The following is a 26,091-nucleotide window of genomic DNA, read 5'->3' on the forward strand; positions in this document are numbered from 1 at the left end:
GGCAACCAGTAAAGCGCAAGCCTGGTTGCCATGGCAACCATCTTGCTAGGGTGGTCGTCGTGGATCCGCAGCAGTCTCTCGACGCACGTGAACAGCGCGCCTGGTCGGCCTTCGTGGCCATGCGGCGTGACCTGGAGGCCGCGCTCGCGCGCAGCCTTGCCCGTGACGGACTCTCCGTCAGCGACTTCGAGGTGCTGGCGAGGCTCGTCCAGGCGCCGGACGGTGAGATGCGTGCGCGTGACCTGGCCGCCGCCATCGGCTGGGACAAGGCGCGTCTGTCGAAGCATGTGGCCCGGATGGCGGGGCGTGGACTGGTCACGCGTCGTGAGGCCGGGGACGACGGTCGCGGTCAGATCGTCGGGCTCACCAGCCATGCGGAGCAGGTCGTCGCGGCCGCCGGGCCGAACCATGTCGCCGCGGTGCGCCGGTACTTCTTCGACCTGATCGAGCCCGACGAGCTCGAGGTCCTCGAACGCGTGCTGGAGCGGATCAACGCCCGCGCTCGCGGCTCATGAGGTTTCCCGGGCCGACGTCGAGCCCCTGGGCTATCCGCCGTCTCCACCGTCAGCGCCGCCCATGAGGAAACCCCCATGGTCAACTCCATGGTGGCCGTCGCCTCCGCCATAGGCTCCGTCCCCACCGTGGGAAGAGCGCCAGGGTACGTGGAGCTGCATGTGAAGCTCGCCGACGGCCATGGCATGCGCGCTCGCCTCTGTCAGATGCAGCAGACGGCCGATTGCCTCGAAGATGTCGGTCGCGTCTACCAGGGGCATCGCCCGCTGGAAATGAGCTGTTCGCGTCAGCTCCATGACCTCTGCAGCGAGCCGGCGGACCTCCGCGTCATGTTCCTGTCCCGTGTCACCGTCGTCGACCAGGAGTGACAGCAGGTACTGCACGTCATCCCGTGAGCCTTGGGTGCCGGCTGAGGGGCCGTGTGCGACGCCGTCGTTCAGCCGGCCTTCCACCATTGGCAGGATGGCTCGATGCAACTGGTCGAGGGCCCGAAAGACGAGTTCCTTGTTGGTCAGGGCGTGCACGCTGTCTCCCACTTCCTCATGTCGAAGGCAACCTTCCGGTGGATGAACTGCTCCGGATCGGACTCCGCCTTGACCGAGAGAGACTCGGCGACCGCCCGGCCGATGCGGATCGCCCCGCGCTTCCTGGGCGTGCGAGGCTACCGGCGTGCGCGGGCAACCCGACGCGACCGTCCATGCCCTGGCGCAACACTACGAGTCGGGCGGCGTGGACGCCCTTGAGCGCCGGCCGCGATTGCCTGACGGCCGGAAGCGACGCGGCCGGGAACGACGACGCGGGACATCGCTGACCGATGTCCCGCGTCATCACACTGCGGAGGATGGGGGAATCTCTCCCATATCGCTCTGACCTGCGGCGACGTAGAGAAACTTGCGGTGTGACTATTCCGGGGTTAGCGGCCAAAATGTGTGTCCGCATTCCGGGCGTGTCGGCAGGTCATTGCGGCGTTTCGGGGGCTGGTTAATCCCCTTGGAGTATGACTGGGGCGGGTGCTGGACATCCTGGATCGTGTTCGGTTCTTTATGCGGTTCGCGCTTGAAGCGCAACGGCACGACGCCTGCGGGAACCGTGCGGTGGCGATGTACCGGGTGCGGAGGCTCGTCGACCAGGCGTCGCCCGGATCACCGATCGCACCACGAGCCGAGTGGGTCCGGATTCCAGGAGGCAGCGCTGCCTCGCCGTGGTGCGAGCTGCCGCTGTGGGTTCCCGGGTACGAACCTGACGCTGGCCGCCATCGGCTCTATCGAGACGTGCCGTGACTCTGAAGCGGCACGCAGCCGTACGGATAGGCTTGTGCGCTGTGACCAATCCCGAGATCCGAGCACCACTGCGCGGACCGCCGTCGGGCAATCCCTCGATCATGACCTGGCCGCAGCGGTCACCGCGCACCACGCCTTCGTCCCCGGATTCGCCGGCGACGCCGCGGAGGCACGACCGCATCTGGCTGAGGCCGCCGCACATCCCGCGCTCAGCGAGAGTTCGTGGCTGCGGTCATGGGTGAACTGCGTTGCTGCCGAGGTCCACGCGCGCACCGGACAAGCCGCGCGTTCTCGCGTACACATCGCGATGGCCGAAGCGGAACTCACCGAACAAGACAACGGCACGCCCGGGTGGTTCGACTTCTACGACCCGGCACGCCTGGCGGGATTCGCGGGTAACGCTGAACTTCTGGGTGGCAACCCGCTGGCAGCACAGACATGGCTGGCTACGGCATTGGACGGCTTGGACGAGAAGTCAGTCAAACAGCGCCCCGTACTCTTGCTTGACCTCGCGGCCGCCTCGGCAACTGTCGACCCGGCGCAGGCTGCCGCGCATGCCGACGATGCGATGTCGATCATGGAGAACGCGCCCTACGCCACCGCCGTCGACCGTATGCACGACGTCGTCGCCGCGCTCTCGACCAGTCCGTACGGACCACAACTCGCTGAGCGTGCCGCAGTCCTCGCTGCTCCATCGCGGTAGCGGCTACCCTGCGGCAGCGGCGTTGTGCTTCGCGACGTGGTCCGGTAGTTCAGCCAGAGAGTCCAGCTGGAACAAGCACTGTGCCTCGTAGTCCTCACCGAGGATCCGCGCCGCAGTCTCGCCGCGCAGGATGTGACCCCACGGGCCACGCCGCAGGACCGCGGTCTCGATCCCGAGAGTCAGTGCGGGCCGGATGTCGTTGTCGAGCCGGTCACCCACGTACAGAATTTCGCCCGCCGCAACGCCGGCCTCCACGACGAGCCGCTCGAAGAACGCCACGTCGGGCTTCTCCGCGTCCCACGAGTCCGACGTGCCCAGCACATCGCACGGCAGGTCCAGCTCCCGCAGGATTCCCTCGGCCCGCAGTGTCTGGTTGCCCGCGATCCCAACCACGAGACCTTGGCTTCGAAGCTGCGACAGGCAGGATCGGACGTCCGCGTACAGGTCGTCCTCACCGAACCACTCCGGCCGACCAGCCTCCGTACGACGCTCACGCTCGACCGTCAGATCGAACCCCGGCCGGAACTCGCCGAAGGTCTCCCGGTAGTCCCGGCCTTGCGCGATCACAGCTCCGAACACAGCCGAGAACGTCTGGCGCGGAACCCCAAGCCAATCGGCCCACGTCCCGTACTCCCGCGTCTCGTTGACCAAGACCTCGCCGACATCGAAGAACACCGCGCGAATCATGCTTCGAGCCTATCGTGACCAGGCCGGATGCCACGGTCCTTAGGAGCTCGCCAGGGTGCGTCCGCCTACCGCGCTGCTGCAACGAAGAACCCCGGGATCCGAAGATCCCGGGGCTAGTCCGGCGGAGGATGGGGGATTCGAACCCCCGAGGGCGTGAACCCAACACGCTTTCCAAGCGTGCGCCATAGGCCGCTAGGCGAATCCTCCTCGTGCCCTCGGGCACGGCCGAGCCGACCGCGCGAACGCGTACCGGGAACGGCCTGACGAGGATACCGGACCGAAGGGGCTGAGGCCGAATCGAAACGGGGTGGCAGGGGTGTGACGTGATCGTTCGCCCGGGTCCATGCGGGTACCACCGCAGGATTCGGGATTCCGGGACACCCTCGGTTATGGTGGTGGCAGACCCCTCGTGCGGCATCACCTCGCCGAACTCCCCCAGGGCCGGAAGGCAGCAAGGGTAAGTGAGCTCTGGTGGGTGTGCGAGGGGTCCTTGCTGTCCCCGGGAGGGTTCCGTGGGTCGACGGGTCGACGGGTCGACGGGTCGACGGACAACGGACGACGGAGCAGGCGGGCAGGCGCCCGTCAGATGTCGTCGAGTCGCCCCCATGCATGGGTGACGGCGATCGCGCCGGCCGGAGCGACCGCCGCGGCCAGAGCCAGGTTCGGCAGGCCGACGTCCGCTGCGGCTTCCGCCCCTCCCATCTGCGTCCACAGCGACGTGGCCGCGTACGGGAACCACGGACCCACACCGAGCGCGGTGACGAGCTGCGCCACCACGACGACCCCGATCAGCACTCCGATCGTGCCGAGCGGGCTGCGGGTGACCGTGGCAACCCAGCCGAACGGGATCGACAGCCCAGCGGAGAGCAACCCTGCGGTCAGAGCGAGGCCGGCCCGGGACCAGGTGTCGTCGACGAACGGCTGCCCTGTGACGGCGCAGATCAGGGCTGTCACGGCGACTGTTGACCCGACGGTGGCCACCACGCAGGACGCCAGCCACATGACGTGCACGAGGACCTTGGCGAGGGCCACACTGCCGCTGGAGGTGGCCATCCCCGCCCGTGCCCCGGCGAGGCCTGTGGCGACCTCCTGGCCGAACGTCCAGGCCATGGCGAAACCGCCCGCCATCACGATCGCGACGGACAGGATCTGGGCCGCCACGAGAACCTGCGTCGCAGACAGCGGTCCGGTCGCGTACGGGGCGAACTTCGCGGTGGTGATCGTCGCCGCCGTGTCCGCGCGGGCGAGCGCCACCGCTCCGACGGATGCCGCGGGGACGGCGAGCAGGAGAATCGCCGTGGCGAGGCGGACGACCGTGGAGCGCACGCAGAGGAGCCACTCCGTCTCCCAGGCGGCGGCGAAGCCGCTCATTGCGCCACCTCCGGGCCGGCCGCGGAGCGCGTGTCGGCGTCGTGCACGACTTCGAAGAAGCGGCGTTCCAGGTCCGTGCCGCCAGGCTCGAGCTGACCGACGACACGGCCGTCGTGCACGACGACGATCCGGTCCGCCACACGTGAGACCTCGTCGAGGTGGTGGCTGGATACCAGGATCGCCGCGCCGCGTGCGGCGCATTCGCGGATCAGGTCACGCACGACGACGACGCCACGCGGGTCCAGGGCGCTGGTGGGTTCGTCGAGCACGACGGCCTCGGGCGCGTGAACGGTGGCGCAGGCGATGCCCAGGCGTTGCCTGTTGCCCTGGGACAGGGCGCGCGATCGCGTGTGCGCCCACGGTTCGAGTGCGAGCTGCCCGACGGCCGTGGAGGCGGCGCGGGTTGCGGACGTGCGGTCGAGGCCGTGGAGGCGGGCAGCCGCTCGGATGTTCTCCCTGACGGTGAGCTCGGGGTGCGCGAACGGGGCGTCCACGAGTTGCCCGAAGCGGCGTGCGACGTGTCCGGGCAGGCGGCCCGGGCCGTGGCCGAACAGTCTGGGGGTGCCTCGGTCGGGACGGAGCCGGCCGGCGAGGATACGCATCGCCGTCGTCTTGCCGGCACCGTTGAATCCGATCAGGGCGACGACCTCACCGGAGTCGACGGTGATCGAGAACTGGTCGAGAGCGGTCCGGGCGCCGAAGGAGTGGGAGACCCGATCGAGCTCAAGGGCTGGGCTCACGGCGCGTCCCCGGCCACGATCTCTGCCTCGAAGCCGTCCTCGTTCCTGAGATAGGCGGCGTAGTGGTCAGGCCCGCCGGCGAACGGGTGCTGGTCGTGGAACATGAGCGCCCAGCCGTGGGAGGTCGCGTCGGCGACGAGCGCGTCGACCTCCATCCTGCTGCCGCCGTGGAACGCGAGGTGGTTCAGGCCCGGGCGCCGTCGATCGTGCGACGAGGCCGAGAGCGCTGGGCTCTGTTCGGCTACCACGTAGGTGCCGCCGAGAGTCCAGCTCACCCCCTCCGGCCAGCGCTGATATTCGGTGTAGCCGAGACGCGACAGGAGCCGGCCCCAGGACTGCTCGGCTCGGGGCAGGTCGGGCACCCACAGTTCGATGTGATGAAGCATCCCGCGAGTCATGCGCATCATCCTTGCAGGCGGTGACGAGCCGTTCCCACGACGTGACCGGCGCGGCCGCAGTACGACGGAGTCCGTAGCGATCAGAAGGGCGGTTCCTCGGAAGGGTCAGGTCGAGGGCCGACGGCGGCAGGGGGCTTCGTGTAGCGGCGGCCCGTCGGTGCAGTCCAGCGCTCGGAGTGCCCCTGTCCGGCGCGGCCCTCAGCGAATCCCGGGGCCGGTGCGCCCTGGCATGCTGTCCCGCATGGTCAGCACCGCGGCACCTCGCTCCGTCGATGAACTCGTCACCCACGTCGCATCCGGCGCTGCCGTCAAGTACCTGCACTTCTGGGGCCACAAGCCTGAGGCAGACGGCGCACTCGGCCGCGGCTGCCTGAGTCAGTGGTGGCCCTCGCCGTTCACGGTCGAGGGGGTGGTGTATCAAACGGCCGAGCACTGGATGATGGCCGAGAAGGCGCGCCTCTTCCAGGACGCCGAGGCCGAACGGGCCGCGGTGGAGGCTGCGAACCCCGCCCTGGCGAAGGCGGCAGGACGCACGGTGCGAGGATTCGAGGACTCGATCTGGGAGCGAGAGCGCTTCGACGTCGTCGTCCGGGGGAGCCTCCACAAGTTCTTGTCAACTCCTGAACTGCGCACCTATCTCGTCAACACCGGCGAACGCGTCCTCGTCGAGGCGAGTCCGCGTGACCGGATCTGGGGCATCGGCATGGGGGCGCGCAACGAGAACGCCGAGACCCCGAGCGCCTGGCGAGGGCTCAACCTGCTCGGCTTCGCCCTGATGGAGGCGCGGGCCAGGCTGCGTGGCGCCACGACGGAATAGGCGTGCTCCGGGCCGACCTTCGAAATCCTGGCCGCGAACCGGCGCTCGGACCTGCTCGCCGGCGCACGTCGTCCTACAGTGGGCGACATGGCGAACAAGGCGATGCCCGGCTGGCTCCGACGTGCGTTCGCCGTGCCGAACCTGCTCTACCGGTGCGGCCTCGGCAGTCTGCTCGGTCACCGATTCGTGCAGCTCACGCATGTGGGGCGGCGGAGCGGACGGTCACATACCACCGTGCTGGAGGTCGTGCGCTACGACCACGCCACGGGTGAGACCTTCGTGGTGGCCGCCTTCGGGAAGCACTCGGACTGGCTGCTCAACATCACGTCGGGTTCCGGCGTGCGCGTCAGCTTCGGGAAGACGCCACGAGCGGCGTCATACCGCGTGGTACCGACCGATGAGGCTGCGGAGGTGTTCGCCGGGTATGAACGCCGCAATCGGCTGTTGATGCCGGTGGCCCGGCCTCTCCTCGGCAGGTTCAGCGGGTTCGAGTATCACAGCACCGACGCGGACCGCCGCCGGCTGTTCGAGACCCTGCCGATGCTCGCCTTCCTTCCTGCCTGATCAGCGGTCAGTCTCCGCGGGCCCGGCCTCGTGACCTGTCGCGTTCGCTCGGGCCGCCTTCCCGTCCCGTCAACGCTCGGGCTGCCCGCCGTCGCTCGCACCGACCTCCGCGGAGACGGCCTTCTCATGCCACGCGGTGAGCAGATCGAGGCTGAGGGGCGCGATCGGATGAGGGAGACGAGGCGTCGTCGGCGTCGCCGGATCGATCCACCTCAACTCCTCCAGTTCCGCCTGCGCTCGCGGGTGCTCACCCGGCTCCAGCCGGACCACGAAGGCGTGCGCGTCGACACGGTGGTCCGGTTCGTTCGCCGCAGGTGCGCTGAACCGCCCGAGCGGTTCCACGCGCGTGGGCAGGAGCGCAAGGCCGACCTCCTCCTCGAACTCGCGCAGCAGGGCCGGGACCGGCTCCTCGCCCGGCTCGATCTTGCCGCCCACCTGCATGTACGACGTCGTGCCCCGCTTGCGTGCCAGGAGGTGACGCCCGTCGGTACCGACCACCACCGCCGCGACGATCCGCAGCGTTGCGGGCGGCGCCGTCACGCCTGATCGACCTTCTCGTCGATCACCGTTCCGCCCAGCACCTTCACGACGAGTGGCACCCCGACGAGCCCGTTGCCCCCGGTCTCAAGATCCGGATCGTCGGCAGACAGCTCGTCGTACGTGGCGGCCCGGCCCACCGGTGACGCAGAGGTCCCCGATGGCCCCGTCGAGGCCGTGGCGGCGCCGGCCGCATCGGGGTTGCGTGCCGCTTGTGCGCGTCGCAACGCCTCCCGGGCGCGCTCGGCACCGGTCAGCCGGCCCGGTGAACCCTGAGTGGCGTAGACCGACTCCGGGACGGGCGGCGGCGACGGGGTGCGGTCCCCGCCGGGCTCGAGGTCGTCGTCGTAGTCCGGCGGAGGTTCGGGGATCGGTTCGTCGTCCGGGGGCGTGGCGGTCGCCGTGGACGACGCCGGCGCCGTCGCCGGGCGTTCGGCGACGGCGACGGCGACGGCAGCCGCGCCGACAGGCTTCTGTGCGGCGACTCCACCGGGGGGACCGGCCGGTTCAGCCCGGGACGGCTGCGAGCCCGGGGACAGCGGAGCGGACTCGGTGGGCTGGTTCCTCGACGGGGCCGCGCTTGCCGTTGTCGCTGTGCCGGACCTCGCACCGGGGACGGGTACCGTCGGCCAGCCGTCTGGTTCGGCGGCCGGGGTCGTGGAGGCCGTCGCTTCCGGTGCTGAATCCCTCGGGCTCTGACCGGAGTCCGTGGAGTCGGTCGAAGCCTGGGCGCCCGGGCCGGTGCTGCCGTTCTGTCCGGCGCGGCCCGAGGTGCCCCCACCGGGGCCGGAGCCGACACCAGGCTCGCCCGCTTCGTCAGGGGCCCGGTCCGGTCCTGCACCTCCGCCTGGTCCGGTGTTCCCGCCTGGTCCCGCACCTCCGCCCGGTCCGGGGTTCCCGCCCGGCCCGGCGGCGCCTGGACCTGGACCGTCCCCCACGATGCCCTCGACCTTCACCTGCACGCCGAGGGTCTGGTAGACGGCATCCTCGACGGCGTTCGTGTGCCGGGGGTTGGAGAACGCCCGCGCGAGACCGTCCGCGCGGAAGGCCAGCTTCAGCACTGCTCCGTCGAGTGCCGCGACCTGTGCGTTCTGCCCCACGAGTGACCAGGTGACCCGGGCCGCAGACAGTGTCTCCAGTACCTCCGGCCAGCGGCGGCGTACCTCCTCCGTGGTCATCGCGCCGGAGCTGGGCGAAGCGGGGTGCTGCTCCGACCGGGGGGAGGGCGCTCCCTCGCTCGGCCGCGGGGCCTGCTCCGCCGGGGCATCCGTCGCGGGGGCTTCCGCTGCGGGGACATCCGCCGCCGGAGCGGCTGCCGGCGGGTGCACCGCCCGGTCCTCCTGAACGGCTTGCTGCGTGCGGGACGCGACGCTCTCGGTGCTGGTCGGCACGGGGGCGGCCTGGGAGGGCCCGGACACGCGAGGTTCCGCGGAAGAATCCGGCTGCTTGGTGCCGTCCCCGTTCATCTCACGGCTGTTCGTGGCAGCCCCGGAGCCGCCGGACGGCGTCGTGCCACCCGTCTGGACGTTCTTCTTCGCGCGATTCGCCTCGATCACGGCTCGTGCGGCCGCGGCTCCGGACAGACCGCCGCCGGAACCCTCGGCGGCTGCCGGTTCGGCGGCGGGTTCGGTCACGGAAGCTCCGGCTGCCCGTGCGGCGATACCACCACGCTCCAGCCGGTCGATACGTGCGGCGAGCCCGGCCGTGCCGTCATCGGCGCCGGGCAGCAGCAGCCGCGCGCACAGCAGCTCCAGGTGCAGGCGCGGCGACGTCGCGCCCGTCATCTCGGTCAGCGCCGCGTTGACCAGGTCGGCCGCGCGGGACAGCTCGGCCACGCCGAGCCGTCCGGCCTGGGCGTGCATCCGTTCGAGCTGATCGGTGGGAAGCTCACGGAGCACGGCGTCGGCCGCGTCCCCGGAGACCCCGATGACGATGAGGTCACGCAGCCGTTCGAGCACGTCCTCCACGAACCGCCGCGGCTCGTGCCCGGTGGCGATGATCTGGTCCACGACGCGGAAGATGGACGCGCCGTCCCTGGCCGCCAGCGCGTCCACGACATCGTCCAGCAGGGACGAGTGCGTGTAGCCGAGCAGGCCGACCGCCAGGTCATAGCCCACCTCGCCGCCCGAGGCCCCGGCGATCAGCTGATCCATCACCGACAGTGAGTCCCGGACCGATCCACCGCCCGCTCGCGTCACGAGCGGCAGCACGCCCGCCCCGACCTGGATGCCCTCCGAGTCGGCGAGCTTCTCCAGGTACGGGGACAACACGTCCGGCGGGACCAGACGGAACGGGTAGTGATGCGTGCGCGACCGGATCGTGCCGATCACCTTGTCCGGTTCCGTCGTCGCGAAGACGAACTTGATGTGCGGCGGGGGCTCCTCGACGATCTTCAGCAGCGCGTTGAAGCCCTGCGGCGTCACCATGTGGGCCTCGTCCAGGATGAAGATCTTGTACCGGTCCCGTGCCGGGGCGAAGGTGGCCCGCTCCCTCAGGTCGCGAGCATCGTCGACGCCGTTGTGGCTGGCGGCGTCGATCTCGACGACGTCGAGCGATCCCGGCCCGCCGCGGGCCAGCTCAACGCACGAATCGCACTCGCCGCACGGGGTGTCCAGGGGGGTCTCGGGGGTGTTGCGATGGCAGTTCAGCGTGCGCGCGAGGATCCGGGCCGACGTGGTCTTGCCGCACCCGCGCGGGCCGCTGAACAGGTAGGCATGGTTGACACGGCCGCTGCGCAACGCCTGCATGAGCGGTCCCGTCACGTGCTCCTGACCGATCATCTCGGCGAACGTGTCGGGCCGGTAGCGGCGATACAAGGCGGTGGTCACGCGAGCAACGATAGACGGGGAGGCTGACACGCGCCGACAGCGACGGACGGCGCGCACCCGAGCCGCCGCACGTCGGGTGGGCCACCACGGGTCGCCTACCATCGTCGCGTGACGACGACGCGCGAACTGCCCCGTTCCAACCCGGAGGCCGAAGGCCTGGACCCGGCGGCGGTCCGCCGTCTCGTGGAGAACCTCGACGGCCTGGACGCCGTCCACAGCTTCATGCTGCTGCGCCACGGCAAGGTGGTCGCGGAGGGCTGGTGGTCCCCCTACGACGCCGAGACGCCGCACCTCATGTTCTCGGTGAGCAAGAGCTTCACCAGCATCGCCGTCGGCCTGGCGTTCGTCGACGGGCTGTTCGACCTCGACGACAAGGTCCTGGACCACTTCGCCGCAGAGGCTCCCGAGGCGCCGTCGGACAACCTGCGGGCGATGACGATCCGGCACCTGCTGACCATGAGCACCGGCCACGCCGCTTCGACGATGGAAGCGATCGTCCCCACGAACCTCGGGATGCAGGAGAGCGACTGGGTGCGCCAGATTCTCGCCCAGCCGGTGCCCGACGAGCCCGGCTCACGGTTCCTGTACAACACCGGCGCCACCTATCTGGCCGGCGTGATCGTGCAGCGGCTCACCGGCCGCCGCCTGCTCGACTACCTGGGCGAACGCGTGCTCGAGCCGCTCGGGTTCCAGGGCGCCACCTGGGAGCAGGACCCGGACGGGCTGGATGTCGGCGGCTACGGGATGCGCGTACGCACCGAGGACCTGGCCAAGCTGGGACAGTTCTGTCTGCAGCAAGGTCACTGGGACGGCGAGCAGCTCATCCCGGGGGAGTGGATCGAGGCGGCCACGTCCCGCCAGATCCACAGCACGCACGACGACTGGCCGGAGTGGCGCCAGGGCTACGGGTTCCAGTTCTGGCGGTCGCGGTTCGGCGCCTACCGGGCCGACGGCGCGTTCGGGCAGTACTCGATCGTCTGGCCGGACCACGACGTCGTGCTCGCCATCACCTCCGGCGTCCAGAACCTCCAGTCGGTGCAGGACGCCGTCTGGGACGCCCTGCTCCCGTCGCTCGACCCGGTGGCCGCGCGCGACGCCGGCCTGCCGCACGACGCCCCGGGTCGTGTCCTGCCCGCCGGCGGCTCGCAGACGCCGCCGGTCGTGGCGCCGCCCGAGGGCGGCATCACCTGGGACCTGCACCTTCCCCGGCCGACGGGCGAACGGACCCGGCCCGGCACACCGGTCACCGGCCGGACCTACCGCATGTCCCCGAACGACGGCGGTCTCGAGGCGCTGGAACTCGACCTGGACGACGACGGCCGCCTGGTGCTGCGTGAGGACATCGGCGGGAAGCGGCGCACGCTCACGCTCGGCCACGGCGAGTGGGTGCGGCAGGACGTGGAGCTCGCCGACGGCCCCGAGGAACTCGCCTGCGCCGCCGCCTGGACGGAGCCGAACACGCTGGTGGTGCGCATGGTCGCGGTCGGTGCCCCGTTCACGTTCACCCTCACGCTCCGGTTCGACGGCGACGACGTGACGGTCTCGCTCGACCAGAACGTGGCGTTCGGCGACACACACCTGCTCGACGCGACCGGCACGGCTGCCCGGCCGGAGCCCGAACCGACGATCTGACGACCCGGCCACGGAAACAGGTCTCGCTCCCACTTCCCTGGCCGACGGGCGATGGTCGCCGCTAGCCTCTCCACCATGTCCCCAGGCAGCGGAGTCGCAGCGCACGGTGTAAGGCGGTCGTTCGGCAGCGTCCAGGCCGTGGCCGACGTCGACCTCGTCGCCGCACCCGGTCGCGTGACGGCACTGATCGGGCCCAACGGTTCCGGAAAGACCACTCTCCTGCTCATGCTCGCCGGTCTGCTCGCTCCGGACGGCGGCACCGTCTCCGTGGCCGGGTTCGACCCGGTCACACAGAGCTACCAGGCCCGTTCACGCACCGGCTGGATGCCGGACGTGTTCGGCACCTGGGACTCCCTGACCGCGCGTGAGGTCCTCACCACGGTCGCGGGCGCCTATCGGATCGCCCCCGCCGACGGCGGGCGCCGCGCCGCCGAACTCCTCGACCTCGTGCACCTCACCGAGCTCGCCGACCAGCCCGCCCACGTGCTCTCACGAGGGCAGAAGCAGCGCCTCGGTCTCGCACGCGCCCTGGTGCACGACCCGGAGGTGCTGCTGCTGGACGAGCCGGCGTCCGGCCTCGACCCGCGCTCCCGGGTGGACCTGCGGGTGCTCCTGCGCCGGCTCGCCGCCGAGGGAAAGGCCGTGCTCGTCTCCTCGCACGTGCTCGCCGAGCTCGACGAGATGGCCGACGACGCCGTGTTCCTCTCCCGGGGCCGCACGGTCGCCGCCGAGACGATCGAGTCGGCGGGCGAGACCCGCCGGTGGCGGATCACCGCCCTGGACCCGGAGGCGCTCGTGGCGCATCTCGCCCGGGCAGGCGTCGCGTACGACGTCGACCCCGACGGCGGCAGCGTCCTGGTCCCGTTGTCCGCCGACACCGAGGCGGCCGCCCTGCTGGGCGACGCCGTGCGTGCCGGCATCGACGTGGTGAGCCTCGCCCCCGCGGGCGGCGTCCTGGAGCAGAAGTACCTGGCCCTCGAGGAGGAACGGCGATGACGGGGACGACCACGGGCACGGATGCGCCCACACCGGCGCAGCCGACGGCGGCCGCCCGGGCCGAGCGCGGAACCTGGTCCCTGTCGTGGCACGGGCTCCGCACGGTCACCCGGCTGGAACTGCGCCAGCGCGTGCGGTCGACGCGCTGGAAGCTGGCGCTCGTGCTGTGGGTGCTGGTGGTCGCTCTGATCACCGGACTGACGACGTGGGCGTTCGCCGTGGAGGCGAGGGACTCCTCCTATTCCGGCCCCGGCGACCCGTTCGGCGGCATGATCTACAGCATCGTCGTGCTGTTCGTGCTGTTCCTCGGGCTGCTCGTCGCCCCCACCCTGTCGTCCGGCGCGATCAACGGGGACCGGAACGCGGGAACGCTGGCCACGCTGCAGGTCACGATGCTCAGCCCCGCCGAGATCGTGCTGGGCAAGCTGGCGGCGTCCTGGCTCGCGGCGCTCGCATTCCTCGTCGCGAGCGTGCCGTTCGTCGTGTGGGCGCTGTTCGCCGGCGGTGTCACCGTGCTCGCGCTGGTGGGCACCCTGCTCATGCTGGCCGTGGTGCTGGGTGTGGTCTGCGCGGTGGGCCTCGGTTTCTCGGCCCTGGTCACGAAGCCGTCCGCCGCCGCTGTCCTCACCTACCTGACGATCGGCACGATCACGGTCGTCCTGCCGATCCTGTTCGGGCTGCTGGCGCCGCTGACCACCACGAGCGACCCCGTCCGTGTCTGGACGCAGACCTCGTTCGACCAGGACACGGGCTTCGCCGAGGAATGCGAGTGGCGGACGCAGGTGCGGGAGGTCTGGCATCACGAACGCACCTGGTGGATGCTCGCGCCCAATCCGTTCGTCCTCGTGGCCGACGCGCAGCCACTGGTCGCGGACCCCGACGAGATGAACGACACGAACCTGCTCGCCATGATGCAGTACGGCGTGCGATACGCGATGACGGACGAGGGCGCCGAGCGCAACGAGTGCTGGACGCGCCTCGGGCCCGACCCGGATGCCCCCGTCGAGGAGACCGTCGTCACCGACCGGATGGCATGGCCCTGGGGCCTCGGGTTCGACCTGCTGCTCGGAGGCGCCGGGGCCGCGGTCGCCGTGCGACGGCTCCGGATCCCGGCGGGCGTCCTGCCGAAGGGCACCCGAGTGGCATGACCGAGCAGGTCGGATGAGCCGTGCGCCCGGGCCGGAGCGTGTGGTGCCCGGTCAGGCGTGCAGCGCGTCGTACTCGGCCTCGGCGGCGACGTCGTCGGCCACGTCGAGGCGCAGATGGGCGAGCACCGACTGGAGCACACGCAGCGCGGACGCCGCGCGCTCGCCCCACACGGAGAAGTAGCTGAACTGCCACCACCACAGGGCCTCCAGCTGGTGGCCGGTGTCATAGTGCTGCAGCCCCTTGGCCATGGCCTCGGCGACGCAGGCCAGATCGCCAGACAGCGTGGCCGGGCCGACCTCCTCGCCCAGCATCGGGTCGGAGACCTCGAGGTAGTCGTCGAAACCGTCGAGAAGCTGCGACAGGGCATCACGCAGCGGGTCCATGTCGGTCTCCGGGCCGGCATCGGGCTCGTACCGCTCCGAGGGGACGACGTCGACGATCGCCGCGAGCCGGGCCCCGGCCGCGAGCAGGTCGCTCGTGGCCAGCACCAGAAGCGAGAGCTCGGCGCCCGGCATCGACCCCGACGCGACCTTCGTCATCGTCGAGAGGAACGTTCTGGCCTGGGCGGATGCCTGGTCGGCAACCTCGCGGAGGTCGGAGTCCGCGGCGATCTCGCTCATCGTTGTCACCCCTGTGATCAGTTGCCGACGATCCGCCGGCCTTCGAATGCCCGCCCGAGGGTCACCTCGTCGGCGTACTCCAAGTCTCCACCGACGGGCAGGCCGGAGGCCAGCCTCGAGACGGTGATTTCGAGCGAACCTATCAATCGGGAAAGATAGGTCGCCGTGGCCTCTCCCTCGACATTCGGGTCGGTCGCGATGATGACCTCCTGCACCGTGCCGTCCGCCAGCCGGGACATCAGCTCCTTGATGCGCAGGTCGTCCGGGCCGACGTTGTCGATCGGGTTGATCGCCCCGCCGAGCACGTGATACCGGCCACGGAACTCGCGGGTGCGCTCGATCGCCACGACGTCCTTGGGCTCCTCCACCACGCAGATGACCTCGTCGCTACGGCGGGGGTCCGCGCAGATGCGGCAGAGCTCCGCCTCGGCCACGTTGCCGCACAGCTCGCAGAACCGCACCCGCCGCTTCACCTCCACGAGCGCGTCGACCAGCCGCTTCACCTCGTGGTCGTCCGCGGCGAGCAGATGGAACGCGATGCGTTGCGCGCTCTTGGGGCCGACGCCCGGAAGCCGGCCGAGCTCGTCGATCAGGTCCTGGACCGCGCCTTCGTACACGCCGCACAGCCTACGCGGCGAGTCCGACATCGACGACGGTTCCCGTGGCACGGGCCGGGTCCACGGGCCGGGCCACCACGCCGCGGCCCGTCCGGCGGCCACGGCGCCGGACATCGTCGCTCGTGGGACGACGGCCGGGAGAGAATGCGCAGCGTGCCCGAGCTCGATCTCCTGACCATCGCCCTGCTCCTGTTCGCCGCCCTCGCCGCCGGATGGGTCGACGCCGTCGTCGGCGGGGGAGGGCTCATCCAGCTCCCGGCGCTGCTGCTCGTCCCCGGGATCACCCCGGTGCAGGCCCTCGCGACGAACAAGCTCGGCAGCATCCTGGGCACGGCGACGTCGTCGGTCACCTACTACCGCCGTGTGGGACCCGACCTGCGCACGGCCGGCCCGATGGCACTCGCGGCGCTGGCGGGCGCGGTCGGCGGGGCCGCGCTGGCCTCCCTGATCCCGGCCGACCTGTTCAAACCGGTGATCCTGCTGGTGCTCGCGGGCGTGCTCGTCTTCACGCTCGCGAAGCCGAAGCTCGGTGAGTACGACGACCTGCGGTGGGTGGGCAACGGGCACCGCCGGATCGCCGCGGCGATCGGGCTCCTGATCGGTGGCTACGACGGCCTCCTGGGACCCGGCACGGGCACCTTCCTGGTGATCGCGCTGGTGAGCGTGCTCGGTTACTCGTTCCTGCCGGCGTCGGCCATCGCGAAGATCGTCAACTTCGCGACCAACCTCGGAGCCCTGATCTTCTTCGTGCCGGCAGGGCACGTGATCTGGACGCTCGGCCTCGGCCTCGGGGCGGCGAACCTGGTGGGGGCGTACATCGGGGCGCGCATGGCGGTGGCGCGCGGGTCGCGGTTCGTGCGGGTCGTCTTCGTGCTCGTCGTTGCCGTCCTGATACTCCGGCTTGGCTGGGACGTGGTCGCCGAATGGTTGTCCTGAAGCGTGGACGAGCTGGAGACCGTCAGACCGTCGTCGTAGCCTGGGTCCGCAAGCAGACCGATCCGGCGGGCCGTTGAAAGAGACGGAGGCCGGCAACAGGAAGCAGGCACATGGCACTTGTCGTGCAGAAATATGGCGGTAGCTCGGTCGCTGACGCGAAGAGCGTCAAGCGGGTCGCCAAGCGCATCGCCGAGGCGAAGCGGGCCGGGAACGACGTCGTCGTCGTGGTCTCCGCGATGGGGGACACCACCGACGACCTCCTGGACCTGGCCGCACAGATCAGCCCGCTCCCGCCCAAGCGGGAGATGGACATCCTTCTCACCGCGGGCGAGCGCATCTCCATGTCGCTGCTCGCCATGGCGACCAACAACCTGGGGATCAAGGCGAAGTCGTTCACGGGCCCGCAGGCCGGCGTGATCACCGACGCCGCCTACGGAAAGGCGCGGATCGTCGACGTCGTCCCGCACCGCATCCGCAGGACGATCGAGAAGGGCCAGGTCGCGATCGTGGCCGGGTTCCAGGGCGTCAACAAGAAGGAGGACGACGTCACCACGCTCGGGCGTGGTGGCTCGGACACGACGGCGGTGGCGCTGGCGGCCGGCCTCGACGCGGACGTCTGCGAGATCTTCACGGACGTCGATGGCGTGTTCACCGCGGACCCGCGCATCGTGCCGACGGCGCGCAAGATCCACCGCGTCACGTACGAGGAGATGCTGGAGCTCGCGGCCTCGGGCGCCAAGGTGCTCGCACTGCGCGCCGTCGAGTACGCACGGCGATACGGCGTGCCGCTGCACGTGCGGTCGTCGTTCAGCGGTGCGCCCGGCACCCTCGTATCCGGCACCTATGGAGACCTGATCGACCCGAACGCCCCTGATGGCGACGAGGAGGAGGACGTCATGGAAGACCCGCTGATCTCCGGCGTGGCACACGACCGGTCGGAGGCCAAGATCACGGTCACCGGCGTCCCGGACAAGCCCGGCATGGCCGCGCGCATCTTCGAGGTCGTGGCGGCCTCCGGCTCGAACATCGACATGATCGTGCAGAACGTGTCGGCGGCCTCCACCGGCCGGACGGACATCTCGTTCACGCTTCCCGAGGGGAGCGGGCCGAGCGCGCTCGCGGCGCTGCGGGACGTCAAGGGCGAGGTCGGCTACGACAGCCTCGAGTTCGACGACCAGATCGGCAAGCTGTCGCTGGTCGGTGCGGGCATGAAGTCCCACCCGGGTGTCTCGGCCCGGCTCTTCGGCGCCGTACGGGACGCCGGGATCAACATCGAGATGATCTCCACCTCGGAGATCCGGATCTCGATCGTCACGCGGGCCGACTCGCTGGACGATGCCGTGCGCGCGGTGCACACCGCGTTCGGCCTCGACAGCCTTGAGGGCGAGGCCGTCGTCTACGCCGGGACGGGGCGGTGATCGCCCGATGGCCGTGATCTCTTCCCAGGGCGTGAACGTCGCCGTCGTCGGCGCGACCGGGCAGGTGGGCGCCGTGATGCGGCGGCTGCTGGCCGAGCGTGAGTTCCCCGTCAAGGAACTGCGCCTGTTCGCGTCGTCCCGGTCGGCCGGGCAGCAGCTGGAGTTCGCCGGTGTCCGCGTGACGGTGGAGGACGTCGCGGCGACCGCCACCGCGGACCTCGCCGACATCGACATCGCGCTGTTCTCCGCCGGCGGCGGGACCTCGCGCGAACAGGCGCCGCGGTTCGCCGAGGCGGGTGCCGTGGTCGTGGACAACTCCTCGGCGTGGCGCCTCGACCCCGAGGTGCCGCTCGTCGTGTCCGAGGTGAACCCGCAGGCCGTCAGCGAGGCGGTCAAGGGCATCATCGCGAACCCGAACTGCACCACCATGGCCGCGATGCCGGTGCTCAAGCCGCTGGCGGACGAGGCCGGGCTGGAACGGCTCAAGGTCGCCACCTACCAGGCGGTGTCAGGCTCCGGCCTGGCGGGCGTGGCCGAGCTGGCGGGCCAGGCGAGGGCCGCCGTCGAGGCCGGCGAGCCGGGGCTCGAGGGCCTCGTGCACGACGGCGGGGCGCTGGACCTCCCGAGCCCGAAGGCGTACGTGGCACCGATCGCGTTCAACGTGCTCCCGCTGGCCGGCAACCTCGTGGACGACGGCTCCGGCGAGACCGACGAGGAGCAGAAGCTGCGCAACGAGTCGCGCAAGATCCTCGGGCTGCCGGATCTGGCGGTCGCGGGGACGTGCGTGCGGGTGCCGGTCTTCACCGGGCACTCGCTCGCGATCCACGCCGAGTTCGCGGAGCCGATCACGCCCGAGCGCGCGCGGGAGCTGCTCGGCGGCGCGCCCGGCGTGGCTCTGACGGACGTGCCGACGCCGCTGGAGGCGGCGGGTGCGGACCCGTCGCTGGTGGGCCGTGTCCGAGCCGACCAGTCGGTGCCCGGTGGGCGAGGGCTGGTGCTCTTCGTCTCGAACGACAACCTGCGCAAGGGCGCCGCGCTCAACACCGTGCAGATCGCCGAGATCGTCGCCGACGATCTCGCCGCGCTGAGCGCGTTGGACGCGGCCGAGGCCGACGCCTGACAGGTCTTCGCGGCATGTCCGACGCCGGGGCGGAGGTTCTCACGGATCTTCCACCCCGGCGTTCGTGCTGCCCGAGGCGGTAGCCGCATCCCGCCCGCTCCCGGCGACAGCGCCGGAATGTGGGAAGCAGCCGGTCACCCGGCTATGCTGTCCGCCGGACGAACGCCGGGGCAGGCAGAAGAAGGCCGGCGACAGGACCGACCGGTCGACGGAACGGCGTTCCGGCCCCACGAGGAACGGGAGTGCGATGCGCAGGGTTGCCCAGTTCGCAGGACGATGGTTCGCCGTACTCGTGGTCCTCGGAGGAGTCGCGGGGCTGCTCGCGCCACGCGCGGTGGCGCCCGTCGCCCAGCACATCCCGCTCTTCCTCGGAATCATCATGTTCGGCATGGGGCTCACCCTGCGCGGACGTGACTTCGCACTCGTCGCACGGCGACCCTGGGCGGTGCTGATCGGCGTCGTCGCGCAGTTCCTCGTGATGCCGCTCGCCGCCTGGGCCGTGGGCGGGCTGTTCGGGCTCACCGGCATGGCGCTGCTCGGCATGATCCTGGTCGGCGCCGCTCCCGGCGGAACGGCGTCGAACGTCATCGTGCACCTCGGCAAGGGCGACACGGCACTGTCGGTGACCATGACCGCCGTCTCGACCCTGCTGGCGCCGCTGGTCACACCGGCCCTCATCCTGTGGCTCGCCGACGAGACCCTCGACGTGGCGTTCATGGATCTGTTCGTCTCGATCGTCCAGGTGGTGCTCGTTCCCGTGCTCGCCGGTCTCGCGCTGAGGGCCGTCGCGGGAAGGATCGTGGAGCGGCTCCTGCCGTACCTGCCGCTCGTGTCGGTGACCGGCATCGTGGTGGTCGTCGCGGGGATCGTCGCCGCCAACGCCGACACGGTCCTGAGCACCGGGATCCTGGTGGCGCTCGCCGTCGTCGTGCACAACCTGTTCGGCCTGCTCCTGGGGTACGGCGCGGCCAAGGCGGCGCGGCTCGACCGGTCCGCCCGGCGGGCCGTCAGCATCGAGGTCGGCATGCAGAACTCCGGCCTCGCCGCCTCCCTGGCCGCCACCCACTTCTCACCCGCCGCCGCGCTGCCCGCGGCCCTGTTCTCCGTGTGGCACAACGTGTCCGGATCGGCGCTGGCCTCGTGGTGGGCCCGCAGGCCGACGATCCGCCGCTGACCCGTTCTCACGCCTCGTACACCTGACGGCACCGATCCCCCCGACCTCTTAGGCTTCCGTCATGAAGCCGTTCCTGCTCCTCGCGACACGCGCCGAGGACGAGGCCGCCGACGCCGAGTACCAGGCGTTCCTGAACTACGGCGGTCTCGCCCCGGAGCAGCTCCACCGCGTCCGGCTGGAGTCCGCGCCGCTGGGCGAGGTGACGCTGGACGACTACTCCGGGATCATCACCGGAGGGGGGCCGTTCAACTTCTCCGACCCGCCCCTGCTGAAGACACCGGTGCAGCGGCGCGTGGAGTCCGAGATCTTCGCTCTGCTGGACCAGGTCGTGGAACGTGACTTCCCGTTCTTCGGCGCCTGCTACGGCGTCGGGACGCTCGGCGCGCACCGCGGCGCCGAGATCGACCGGACGTTCGGCGAGTCACCCGGGCCCGTCGCCGTCGAACTGCAGCCGGCAGGCGCCGACGACCCGCTGCTCGCCGGAGTACCGGACTCGTTCGTCGCGTACGTGGGTCACAAGGAAGCCGTGCGCAAGCTGTCCGACGACGCCGTCCTGCTCGCCTCGTCCGCCGGCTGCCCCGTCCAGATGTTCCGTGTGAAGAAGAACATGTACGCCACGCAGTTCCACCCCGAACTGGACTTCGCAGGTATCGAACTGCGTATCGAGGTGTACAAGGAGTACGGCTACTTCCCGGCCCACGAGGCGGCCATCGTCACCGAACGCGCCCGTGTCGTCCAGGTGACGCACCCGATGCGGATCCTGCGGAACTTCGTCGAGCGGTACGCGCAGGACTGACCGCCCACGATCTCGTCCGCCCGGCCGGGGTCCGAGTCAAGGACGCACAGGACTCGGACCGCGGCCGCCCGGACGCTCGCTCCGGCTCCTTACAGCTCGCTCAGGAGGCCGCGCGGCGCTCGCGGACGGCCTTGGCCAGGACGCCCAGGAGGGTCTGGGTGGTGTTCCAGTCCATGCACTTGTCCGTGACGGACCGGCCGTAGGTGAGGGTGTCCAGCGGGCCGGGCTTCTGGGCCCCGGCCTCGAGGAACGACTCGAGCATGAGGCCCGTGATCCCGGACTCGCCTGTCGCGAGGCGCTCGGCGATCTCCCGGACCACCTCGGCCTGGCGGACGTGGTCCTTGCCGGAGTTGCCGTGGCTGGCGTCCACCACGACACCCGTCCCGACCGCGCCGCCCAGGCCGGACGCACGAGCCACGTCCAGGGCGGCGGCGACGTCGGCGGCGCCGTAGTTCGGGCCCCCGCGCCCGCCGCGCAGGATGACGTGGCAGTCCGGGTTGCCCGCCGTCTCCACCGCCGCGGCGCGGCCCTCGGCGTCCGCGCCGAAGAAGGTGTGCTCGCTGGCGGCGGTGATGCAGCCGTCCACGGCGATCTGCACGTCGCCGTCCGTGGCGTTCTTGAAGCCCACGGGCATCGACAGTCCCGAGGCGAGCTGGCGGTGGACCTGCGACTCCGCGTTCCGTGCCCCGATCGCGCCCCACGTGACGGCGTCGGCGATGTACTGCGGGCTGGTGGGCTCCAGGAACTCGCACGCGGCGGGGACCCCCGCGTCCAGCACGCCGAGCAGCACCTCCCGTGCCAGGCGCAGACCGTGGTGCACGTCGTGGCTGCCGTCCAGGTGCGGGTCGTTGATCAGCCCCTTCCAGCCCACCGTGGTGCGCGGCTTCTCGAAGTACACCCGCATCACGACCACCAGATCGTCCGCCAGCTCGCGTGCCACGACCGACAGCCGCTGCGCGTACTCCAGGGCAGCGGCGGGGTCGTGCACGCTGCACGGGCCGACGATCGCCAGCAGCCTGTCGTCCTCACCGGTCAGGACGTCGCGGACCTCGCGTCGCGACGTGGCCACGAGGTCGCCGCGCTGGGTGCCCAGCGGCATCTCGTCGAGGATCCGGCGGGGTGCGGGCAGAGGCTCGAGGGCGCGGACGCGCAGGTCTGACGTGCGGGCCTGGACCTCGGTGGCCGGTGACGATGCCGTCCCGGACGACACGGCCCCGGATGTCGGGTCGGACGTGGGCTCGGACGACGGGTCGAGGCCCGGCTGTGTGGTCGGCGTACTCATCGGTTCGCTGCTCCTGATGGTCGGTGGTGCTCGGCTGATGCGTGGACTGCTGCTGCGTCCAGGCGGGTGCCGCCACCGCCTCGTGATCCGGAGCGGCCCGTCTGGAATGACGAAGGGCCCGGACACGGTCGGTGTCCTAGGCCCTGGTGGCTCCGGGTGGATGTGGTCAGGCGCGTGCGCGCCGGGCTCCACCAGGAGCCGACGTAAAGCGCCAATACCAACGGATGTTCACAGAAAAGAAGGTAGCCGGGCCGAGCGCGTGCGTCCAGCGCTGCTCGGTATGTGGTCGGTCACGCGAAGCTCGTCATCGCGGCGGCGAGCACGTACAGCGCGGCCAGTGCGCACACCAGCGTCACTGCTCGCCTGCCCCTCGGGTCCATGGACCCGAATAGTGCCAGACATTCCGCCGTGGGCGAAAGGCCGGGCCTCATGCGGGCGGTCCTCGCGGATCAGGCCGTGAAGTTCTCCAGCTCCTCGCGCGGGACGTCGCGCCCGGTGAGGATCAGCTTCTTGATCCGGTCCACCTGGTCCCAGACGTTCACGGCCATGCCGGCGAGGACCCGGCCGTCGCGGACCCAGAACGCGACGAGTTCGCGCTTGCGCACCGACCCGGACACGACGACGTCGTCGTATCCCCGACCGGCCTCGACCCAGCCGAGGTACTCCATGCCGAGCTCGTACTGGTCGGAGTAGAAGAACGGGAGGCTGTCGTACGGTGCGTCGGCGCCCAGCATGGCGCGGGCCGCGTGGATCCCGCTGTCGTTGGCCGCGGCCCAGTGCTCGACCCGCAGCGGCCGGCCGTAGTGCGGTGAGGGGATGCTCGCGACGTCCCCGGCGGCGAAGACGTCGGGGTGGGACGTGCGCAGGGTGCCGTCGACGGCGATGCCGCCACCCTGGCCCGCGGGTCGCAGGTCGAGCCCGGCGGCCTCGGCCAGCCCCACGTTGGGCGTGGCCCCGATGCCGATCACCACGATGTCGGCGTCGACCTCGGTCGCGTCGTCCAGTTCGACGCCGACCACCCGGGACTCGGAGCCGGTGAGGCGGACCGCCGAGGTCTCCCGGATCAGGCGGGTGCCGTGCTCGGCGTGCAGGTCGGCGAAGATCTCGGCCATCTCGGGTCCGAGCACGCCGGCGAGCGGTGCCTTGTTCCGGCCCAGGACGGTGACGTCCAGGCCGAGCGTACGGGCCGACGCGGCGACCTCGAGCCCGATCCAGCCGTCCCCGACCACGGCGACGCGGCCCGCGCCCTCCAGGGAGCAGTCGAGGATGACACGGGACAACCGGTCGGCGTCGTCGAGGGTGCGCAGGTAGTGCACTCCGGCCAGATCGGTGCCGGGGGCGTCGAGCGGCCGGGGTGAGGAACCGGTCGCGAGCAGGCACCGGGAGTAGGCGAGGGTGCCGCCGTCGGCGAGCGTGAGGAGATGGTCTGCGGCATCGAGCCCCACGGCGAGCGTGGCGGTCCGGACCTCGACGCCGTGGGTGTCGTACCAGTCGGCCGCGAGCGGGAAGACGACGTCGCGTTCCGACTCGGCACGCAGGAAGTCCTTGCTCAGCGGCGGGCGTTCGTACGGGTGGTGCGGCTCGGCGGTGACGACGACGAGGTCGCCGTCGTATCCCTCGTCACGAAGTGCCTCGGCCGCGCGGGCGCTGGCCAGGCCTCCTCCGACCAGGACGATCGGTTCCATCACGTGCCTCCCGGGGTCGCACGAACGCGTCCAGGCTCTCATGGCACGCGGTCGCGCGCGGGGCGGGCGATCCGCTGCGGTACCGGTGTCCGGCCGCGTGCGGTCATTCATGGGTTCCGCATAGCTTCCGGTCAGACTTCGCAGGGGACGGGGCCGGAGAGTGAGGGCACACGACAACCGGAAGCACCAGGAGCAACCATGAAGATCCGCACCAAGATCGCCGCCCTCTCCCTCGCCGGCATGCTGCCTCTCCTGGCGGCCTGCAGCGCAGCGTCCGACGACAGCGCGGAGTCCGGCTCCGATGTCGCGGTCGAGGCCGTGGCGGACGACGGAACCGCCGGCGGGACCGCCGCGGACGGGGAGGGAGCAGCGGACGGCACCGCACCGGACGGGGCGCCGCAGGGCGCTGCGGGCGGTCCGGGCATGGCCGTCGACCCCGATGCCGTCACCACCGAGGACGAGTTGATCGAACTCGTGCAGCAGGCGTACGGGGACGCGAGCCTCGGCCTGCACCGGGGGCATCAGCCCGTCGAGCAGACCCTGATCGACGTCCTCGGCATCACGCACGACGAGATGCACGTGCGCATGGAGGAACAGGGCCAGAACCTGGCGGCGGTCGCCGAGGACCTGGGGATCGACCCGCAGACGCTCATCGACGCGCTGGTCGACTCGTGGAGCCCGGCGATCGACGGCCTGGTCTCGGACGGCACGATCAGCGCCGACGAGGGGGAGCAGTACCTCGACGCCCTGGAGGAGGCCTTCACGTACCGGGTGACCTGGGACGGGCAGGAGGCGACGCCGACCTTCACCGGGATCGGGTCCTGACCGGGCACCGGCCCACGAGGAGCAATCCTGTGCGCAGCCCACTGATCCGGCGCGTGACCGCCGTCCTCGCGGCGGCGGTCATCGCCGTGCTCACGATCATGTCTCCGTCCGCCGCGCAGGCGCACAGCCTCGACAGCAGCACGATCTCGCTGCGGACCTCCGAGGACGGCGCCGACGCGACGGTGTCGGTGGCGGCCCGGACCCTCGAGGACGCCGTGGGCAGCTCCGACGCGGACACCCTCGTCAGCTACCTCGCGGACCACCTCACTGCCACCGGCGCCGACGGCGCCGTCTGGGGTGAGACCTGGGGGGAGGCGACGTTCGAGACCGTCGAGGGCATCGAGTCCGTCAGCGTGGACGTCACCTTCGACACGGGCGGGGCCGACGGCGACGACCTGGTCCTGTCGTACGACGGCGTCATCGAGGCGGACAGCGGCCACGAGGCCGTCGTCGTGCTCACCGACGCCTCCGACAACGTCTCCACGGCGGGTGTCATCACCAGTTCGGAGCCGAGCATCGCGATCGGTGACGCCTCCGCCGACGCGGCGTCGTCGGCGTCGACCGGTGTCCTCGACATGGTCGGCCTCGGCTTCCACCATGTCCTCGAAGGGGCCGACCACCTCCTGTTCCTGGTCACGTTGCTGCTCGTCGCGCCGATGGTTGCCGTGGCCCGGCGCTGGCGGCCGCGTGAGGCGGCCGCCGGGACGGTCCGGGACCTGCTGGCAGTCGTCACGGCGTTCACCGCCGGGCACACGATCACGCTGGTCGCAGCGGCCCTGGGCTGGGTGTCGTTCCCGGCCGGGCCGGTCGAGGTCCTCGTGGCCGTCTCGATCGGGATCGCAGGGATTCACGCGATCCGGCCATTGACCCGGAGGGGCGAGGTGCTCATCGCGGGCGGGTTCGGCCTGGTCCACGGCCTGGCGTTCGCCGGGATCCTCACGGACCTGGGGCTGTCCGGTCCGACGTCGGTGCTCAGCCTTTTGGCGTTCAACGTCGGCGTGGAGCTGTCGCAGCTCACCGTCGTGGCTCTGGTCTTCCCGTCGCTCTGGATCCTGGCGCGTTCGAGCTGGGCGGCTCCGGTACGCCGGGGAGGGGCTGCGGTGGCTCTGGTCATGGCGACCGTCTGGGTGCTGGACCGGCTGGGTGTGCTCACCGATCCGCTCGCCGGCGTCGAGGACGCGGTGATCGCCGACGCCTGGATGGTGGCGCTCGGACTGTTCGTCCTGGCGGGCGCGGCGTGGGCGCGAGACAGGCGGCGCATCCGAGGAGACGCGCCGGCCCGGGAGTTGTCCCTACGGTGACGACCGACCGTGGCCCGGAGATCCTGTATACCCACCACCCCTCCTGAGTATTCCCGTTTCCCTCCCGGCAGGCAATTTCGAAGATGTCTGCATTGACTCTCA

The 26,091-nt window shown here is 70.8% G+C and carries 25 protein-coding genes, 1 tRNA gene and 1 other RNA gene; 15 read left to right on the forward strand and 12 right to left on the reverse strand.

Annotation, left to right across the window (positions count from 1 at the left end; genetic code table 11):
- Nucleotides 1–59: 59 nt before the first annotated feature.
- Nucleotides 60–515 carry a MarR family winged helix-turn-helix transcriptional regulator gene (locus HGK34_RS22765; protein WP_201848069.1) on the forward strand — a complete coding sequence of 152 codons (456 nt, stop codon included), beginning with the start codon at nt 60–62 and terminating at the stop codon, nt 513–515.
- A 30-nt stretch (nt 516–545) separates the two neighbouring features.
- Here HGK34_RS22765 and HGK34_RS13265 read toward each other — a convergent pair whose 3' ends face one another.
- Complete coding sequence (locus HGK34_RS13265) at nt 546–1,037, reverse strand: hypothetical protein (protein ID WP_201848071.1); 492 nt, start codon at nt 1,035–1,037, stop codon at nt 546–548.
- A 790-nt stretch (nt 1,038–1,827) separates the two neighbouring features.
- On the opposite strand from HGK34_RS13265, the gene HGK34_RS13270 reads away from it, so the two are divergent.
- The gene (locus HGK34_RS13270; RefSeq protein WP_201848073.1) at nt 1,828–2,496 is read left to right on the forward strand and encodes an NsdA family TPR-like regulatory protein; all 669 of its coding nucleotides are present in this window, start codon (nt 1,828–1,830) and stop codon (nt 2,494–2,496) included.
- A 3-nt stretch (nt 2,497–2,499) separates the two neighbouring features.
- Here HGK34_RS13270 and HGK34_RS13275 read toward each other — a convergent pair whose 3' ends face one another.
- Entirely contained in the window at nt 2,500–3,183 is a 684-nt protein-coding gene (locus HGK34_RS13275; RefSeq protein ID WP_201848075.1) for an HAD family hydrolase, read from the reverse strand.
- Nucleotides 3,184–3,305: 122 nt separating this feature from the next.
- A tRNA-Ser gene (locus HGK34_RS13280) sits at nt 3,306–3,390 on the reverse strand.
- A 191-nt stretch (nt 3,391–3,581) separates the two neighbouring features.
- Between HGK34_RS13280 and ffs the strand changes: the two genes are divergently transcribed.
- Nucleotides 3,582–3,678, forward strand: an RNA gene (ffs, locus tag HGK34_RS13285) — signal recognition particle sRNA small type.
- Nucleotides 3,679–3,765: 87 nt separating this feature from the next.
- Here the strand turns inward: ffs and HGK34_RS13290 are convergent.
- From HGK34_RS13290 to HGK34_RS13300, 3 genes are read right to left on the reverse strand one after another with little or no spacing between them, the layout of a single operon-like run.
- Nucleotides 3,766–4,554 carry an ABC transporter permease gene (locus HGK34_RS13290; protein WP_201848077.1) on the reverse strand — a complete coding sequence of 263 codons (789 nt, stop codon included), beginning with the start codon at nt 4,552–4,554 and terminating at the stop codon, nt 3,766–3,768.
- Complete coding sequence (locus tag HGK34_RS13295; RefSeq protein WP_201848079.1) at nt 4,551–5,294, reverse strand: ABC transporter ATP-binding protein; 744 nt, start codon at nt 5,292–5,294, stop codon at nt 4,551–4,553. The genes HGK34_RS13290 and HGK34_RS13295 overlap by 4 nt, the downstream gene beginning before the upstream one ends.
- Nucleotides 5,291–5,692, reverse strand: a complete 402-nt coding sequence (locus HGK34_RS13300; protein WP_201848081.1) for a VOC family protein — start codon at nt 5,690–5,692, stop codon at nt 5,291–5,293. Before HGK34_RS13300 ends, HGK34_RS13295 begins: the two co-directional genes overlap by 4 nt.
- Before the next feature lie 241 nt (nt 5,693–5,933).
- Here HGK34_RS13300 and ybiA point away from each other — a divergent pair, with 241 nt between their 5' ends.
- Together ybiA and HGK34_RS13310 are read left to right on the forward strand one after the other, a co-directional pair.
- Entirely contained in the window at nt 5,934–6,509 is a 576-nt protein-coding gene (ybiA, locus tag HGK34_RS13305; RefSeq protein WP_244666703.1) for a riboflavin biosynthesis intermediates N-glycosidase, read from the forward strand.
- A gap of 87 nt (nt 6,510–6,596) precedes the next feature.
- Entirely contained in the window at nt 6,597–7,073 is a 477-nt protein-coding gene (locus tag HGK34_RS13310; protein ID WP_201848085.1) for a nitroreductase family deazaflavin-dependent oxidoreductase, read from the forward strand.
- A 69-nt stretch (nt 7,074–7,142) separates the two neighbouring features.
- On the opposite strand, the gene HGK34_RS13315 is transcribed toward HGK34_RS13310, so the two are convergent.
- Nucleotides 7,143–7,613, reverse strand: coding sequence for an NUDIX hydrolase (locus tag HGK34_RS13315; protein WP_307815948.1), 471 nt, complete (start codon nt 7,611–7,613; stop codon nt 7,143–7,145).
- Complete coding sequence (locus HGK34_RS13320) at nt 7,610–10,438, reverse strand: DNA polymerase III subunit gamma and tau (protein WP_201848087.1); 2,829 nt, start codon at nt 10,436–10,438, stop codon at nt 7,610–7,612. The genes HGK34_RS13315 and HGK34_RS13320 overlap by 4 nt, the downstream gene beginning before the upstream one ends.
- A gap of 108 nt (nt 10,439–10,546) precedes the next feature.
- Between HGK34_RS13320 and HGK34_RS13325 the strand changes: the two genes are divergently transcribed.
- The 3 genes from HGK34_RS13325 (at nt 10,547) to HGK34_RS13335 (ending at nt 14,214) form a co-directional block, all read left to right on the forward strand.
- A complete protein-coding gene (locus HGK34_RS13325) occupies nt 10,547–12,070 on the forward strand; it encodes a serine hydrolase domain-containing protein (RefSeq protein WP_201848089.1) in 1,524 nt (507 codons plus the stop codon).
- A gap of 75 nt (nt 12,071–12,145) precedes the next feature.
- Nucleotides 12,146–13,066 carry an ABC transporter ATP-binding protein gene (locus HGK34_RS13330; RefSeq protein ID WP_201848091.1) on the forward strand — a complete coding sequence of 307 codons (921 nt, stop codon included), beginning with the start codon at nt 12,146–12,148 and terminating at the stop codon, nt 13,064–13,066.
- Complete coding sequence (locus tag HGK34_RS13335) at nt 13,063–14,214, forward strand: ABC transporter permease (protein ID WP_244666704.1); 1,152 nt, start codon at nt 13,063–13,065, stop codon at nt 14,212–14,214. The genes HGK34_RS13330 and HGK34_RS13335 overlap by 4 nt, the downstream gene beginning before the upstream one ends.
- 51 nt (nt 14,215–14,265) lie before the next feature.
- Here the strand turns inward: HGK34_RS13335 and HGK34_RS13340 are convergent, their stop codons facing one another.
- Together HGK34_RS13340 and recR are read right to left on the reverse strand one after the other, a co-directional pair.
- The gene (locus tag HGK34_RS13340) at nt 14,266–14,835 is read right to left on the reverse strand and encodes a DUF5063 domain-containing protein (protein WP_201848094.1); all 570 of its coding nucleotides are present in this window, start codon (nt 14,833–14,835) and stop codon (nt 14,266–14,268) included.
- A gap of 17 nt (nt 14,836–14,852) precedes the next feature.
- A complete protein-coding gene (gene recR / locus HGK34_RS13345; protein ID WP_307815949.1) occupies nt 14,853–15,452 on the reverse strand; it encodes a recombination mediator RecR in 600 nt (199 codons plus the stop codon).
- 144 nt (nt 15,453–15,596) lie between these two features.
- Here recR and HGK34_RS13350 point away from each other — a divergent pair, with 144 nt between their 5' ends.
- The 5 genes from HGK34_RS13350 to HGK34_RS13370 all read left to right on the forward strand — a co-directional run bounded on the left by HGK34_RS13350 (nt 15,597) and on the right by HGK34_RS13370 (nt 20,896).
- Entirely contained in the window at nt 15,597–16,388 is a 792-nt protein-coding gene (locus HGK34_RS13350) for a TSUP family transporter (protein WP_201848096.1), read from the forward strand.
- Nucleotides 16,389–16,498: 110 nt separating this feature from the next.
- A complete protein-coding gene (locus HGK34_RS13355; protein ID WP_201848098.1) occupies nt 16,499–17,806 on the forward strand; it encodes an aspartate kinase in 1,308 nt (435 codons plus the stop codon).
- Nucleotides 17,807–17,813: 7 nt separating this feature from the next.
- Nucleotides 17,814–18,926 carry an aspartate-semialdehyde dehydrogenase gene (locus tag HGK34_RS13360; protein WP_201848108.1) on the forward strand — a complete coding sequence of 371 codons (1,113 nt, stop codon included), beginning with the start codon at nt 17,814–17,816 and terminating at the stop codon, nt 18,924–18,926.
- A 247-nt stretch (nt 18,927–19,173) separates the two neighbouring features.
- Nucleotides 19,174–20,100, forward strand: coding sequence for a bile acid:sodium symporter family protein (locus HGK34_RS13365; protein ID WP_201848110.1), 927 nt, complete (start codon nt 19,174–19,176; stop codon nt 20,098–20,100).
- Nucleotides 20,101–20,161: 61 nt separating this feature from the next.
- Nucleotides 20,162–20,896, forward strand: a complete 735-nt coding sequence (locus HGK34_RS13370; protein WP_201848112.1) for a glutamine amidotransferase — start codon at nt 20,162–20,164, stop codon at nt 20,894–20,896.
- Nucleotides 20,897–20,996: 100 nt separating this feature from the next.
- Here the strand turns inward: HGK34_RS13370 and HGK34_RS13375 are convergent, their stop codons facing one another.
- Together HGK34_RS13375 and HGK34_RS13380 are read right to left on the reverse strand one after the other, a co-directional pair.
- Nucleotides 20,997–22,178, reverse strand: a complete 1,182-nt coding sequence (locus tag HGK34_RS13375) for a 3-deoxy-7-phosphoheptulonate synthase (protein WP_201848114.1) — start codon at nt 22,176–22,178, stop codon at nt 20,997–20,999.
- Between the two features lie 449 nt (nt 22,179–22,627).
- Entirely contained in the window at nt 22,628–23,863 is a 1,236-nt protein-coding gene (locus tag HGK34_RS13380) for an NAD(P)/FAD-dependent oxidoreductase (protein ID WP_201848117.1), read from the reverse strand.
- Nucleotides 23,864–24,061: 198 nt separating this feature from the next.
- On the opposite strand from HGK34_RS13380, the gene HGK34_RS13385 reads away from it, so the two are divergent.
- Together HGK34_RS13385 and HGK34_RS23555 are read left to right on the forward strand one after the other, a co-directional pair.
- Nucleotides 24,062–24,688, forward strand: a complete 627-nt coding sequence (locus HGK34_RS13385) for a hypothetical protein (protein ID WP_201848119.1) — start codon at nt 24,062–24,064, stop codon at nt 24,686–24,688.
- A 29-nt stretch (nt 24,689–24,717) separates the two neighbouring features.
- A complete protein-coding gene (locus HGK34_RS23555) occupies nt 24,718–25,989 on the forward strand; it encodes a HupE/UreJ family protein (protein ID WP_201848121.1) in 1,272 nt (423 codons plus the stop codon).
- The last annotated feature ends 102 nt before the right edge of the window (nt 25,990–26,091 follow it).

Origin of the sequence: Myceligenerans indicum (genome assembly GCF_016742955.1) — a bacterium.
GTDB classification, from domain to species: domain Bacteria; phylum Actinomycetota; class Actinomycetes; order Actinomycetales; family Cellulomonadaceae; genus Myceligenerans; species Myceligenerans indicum.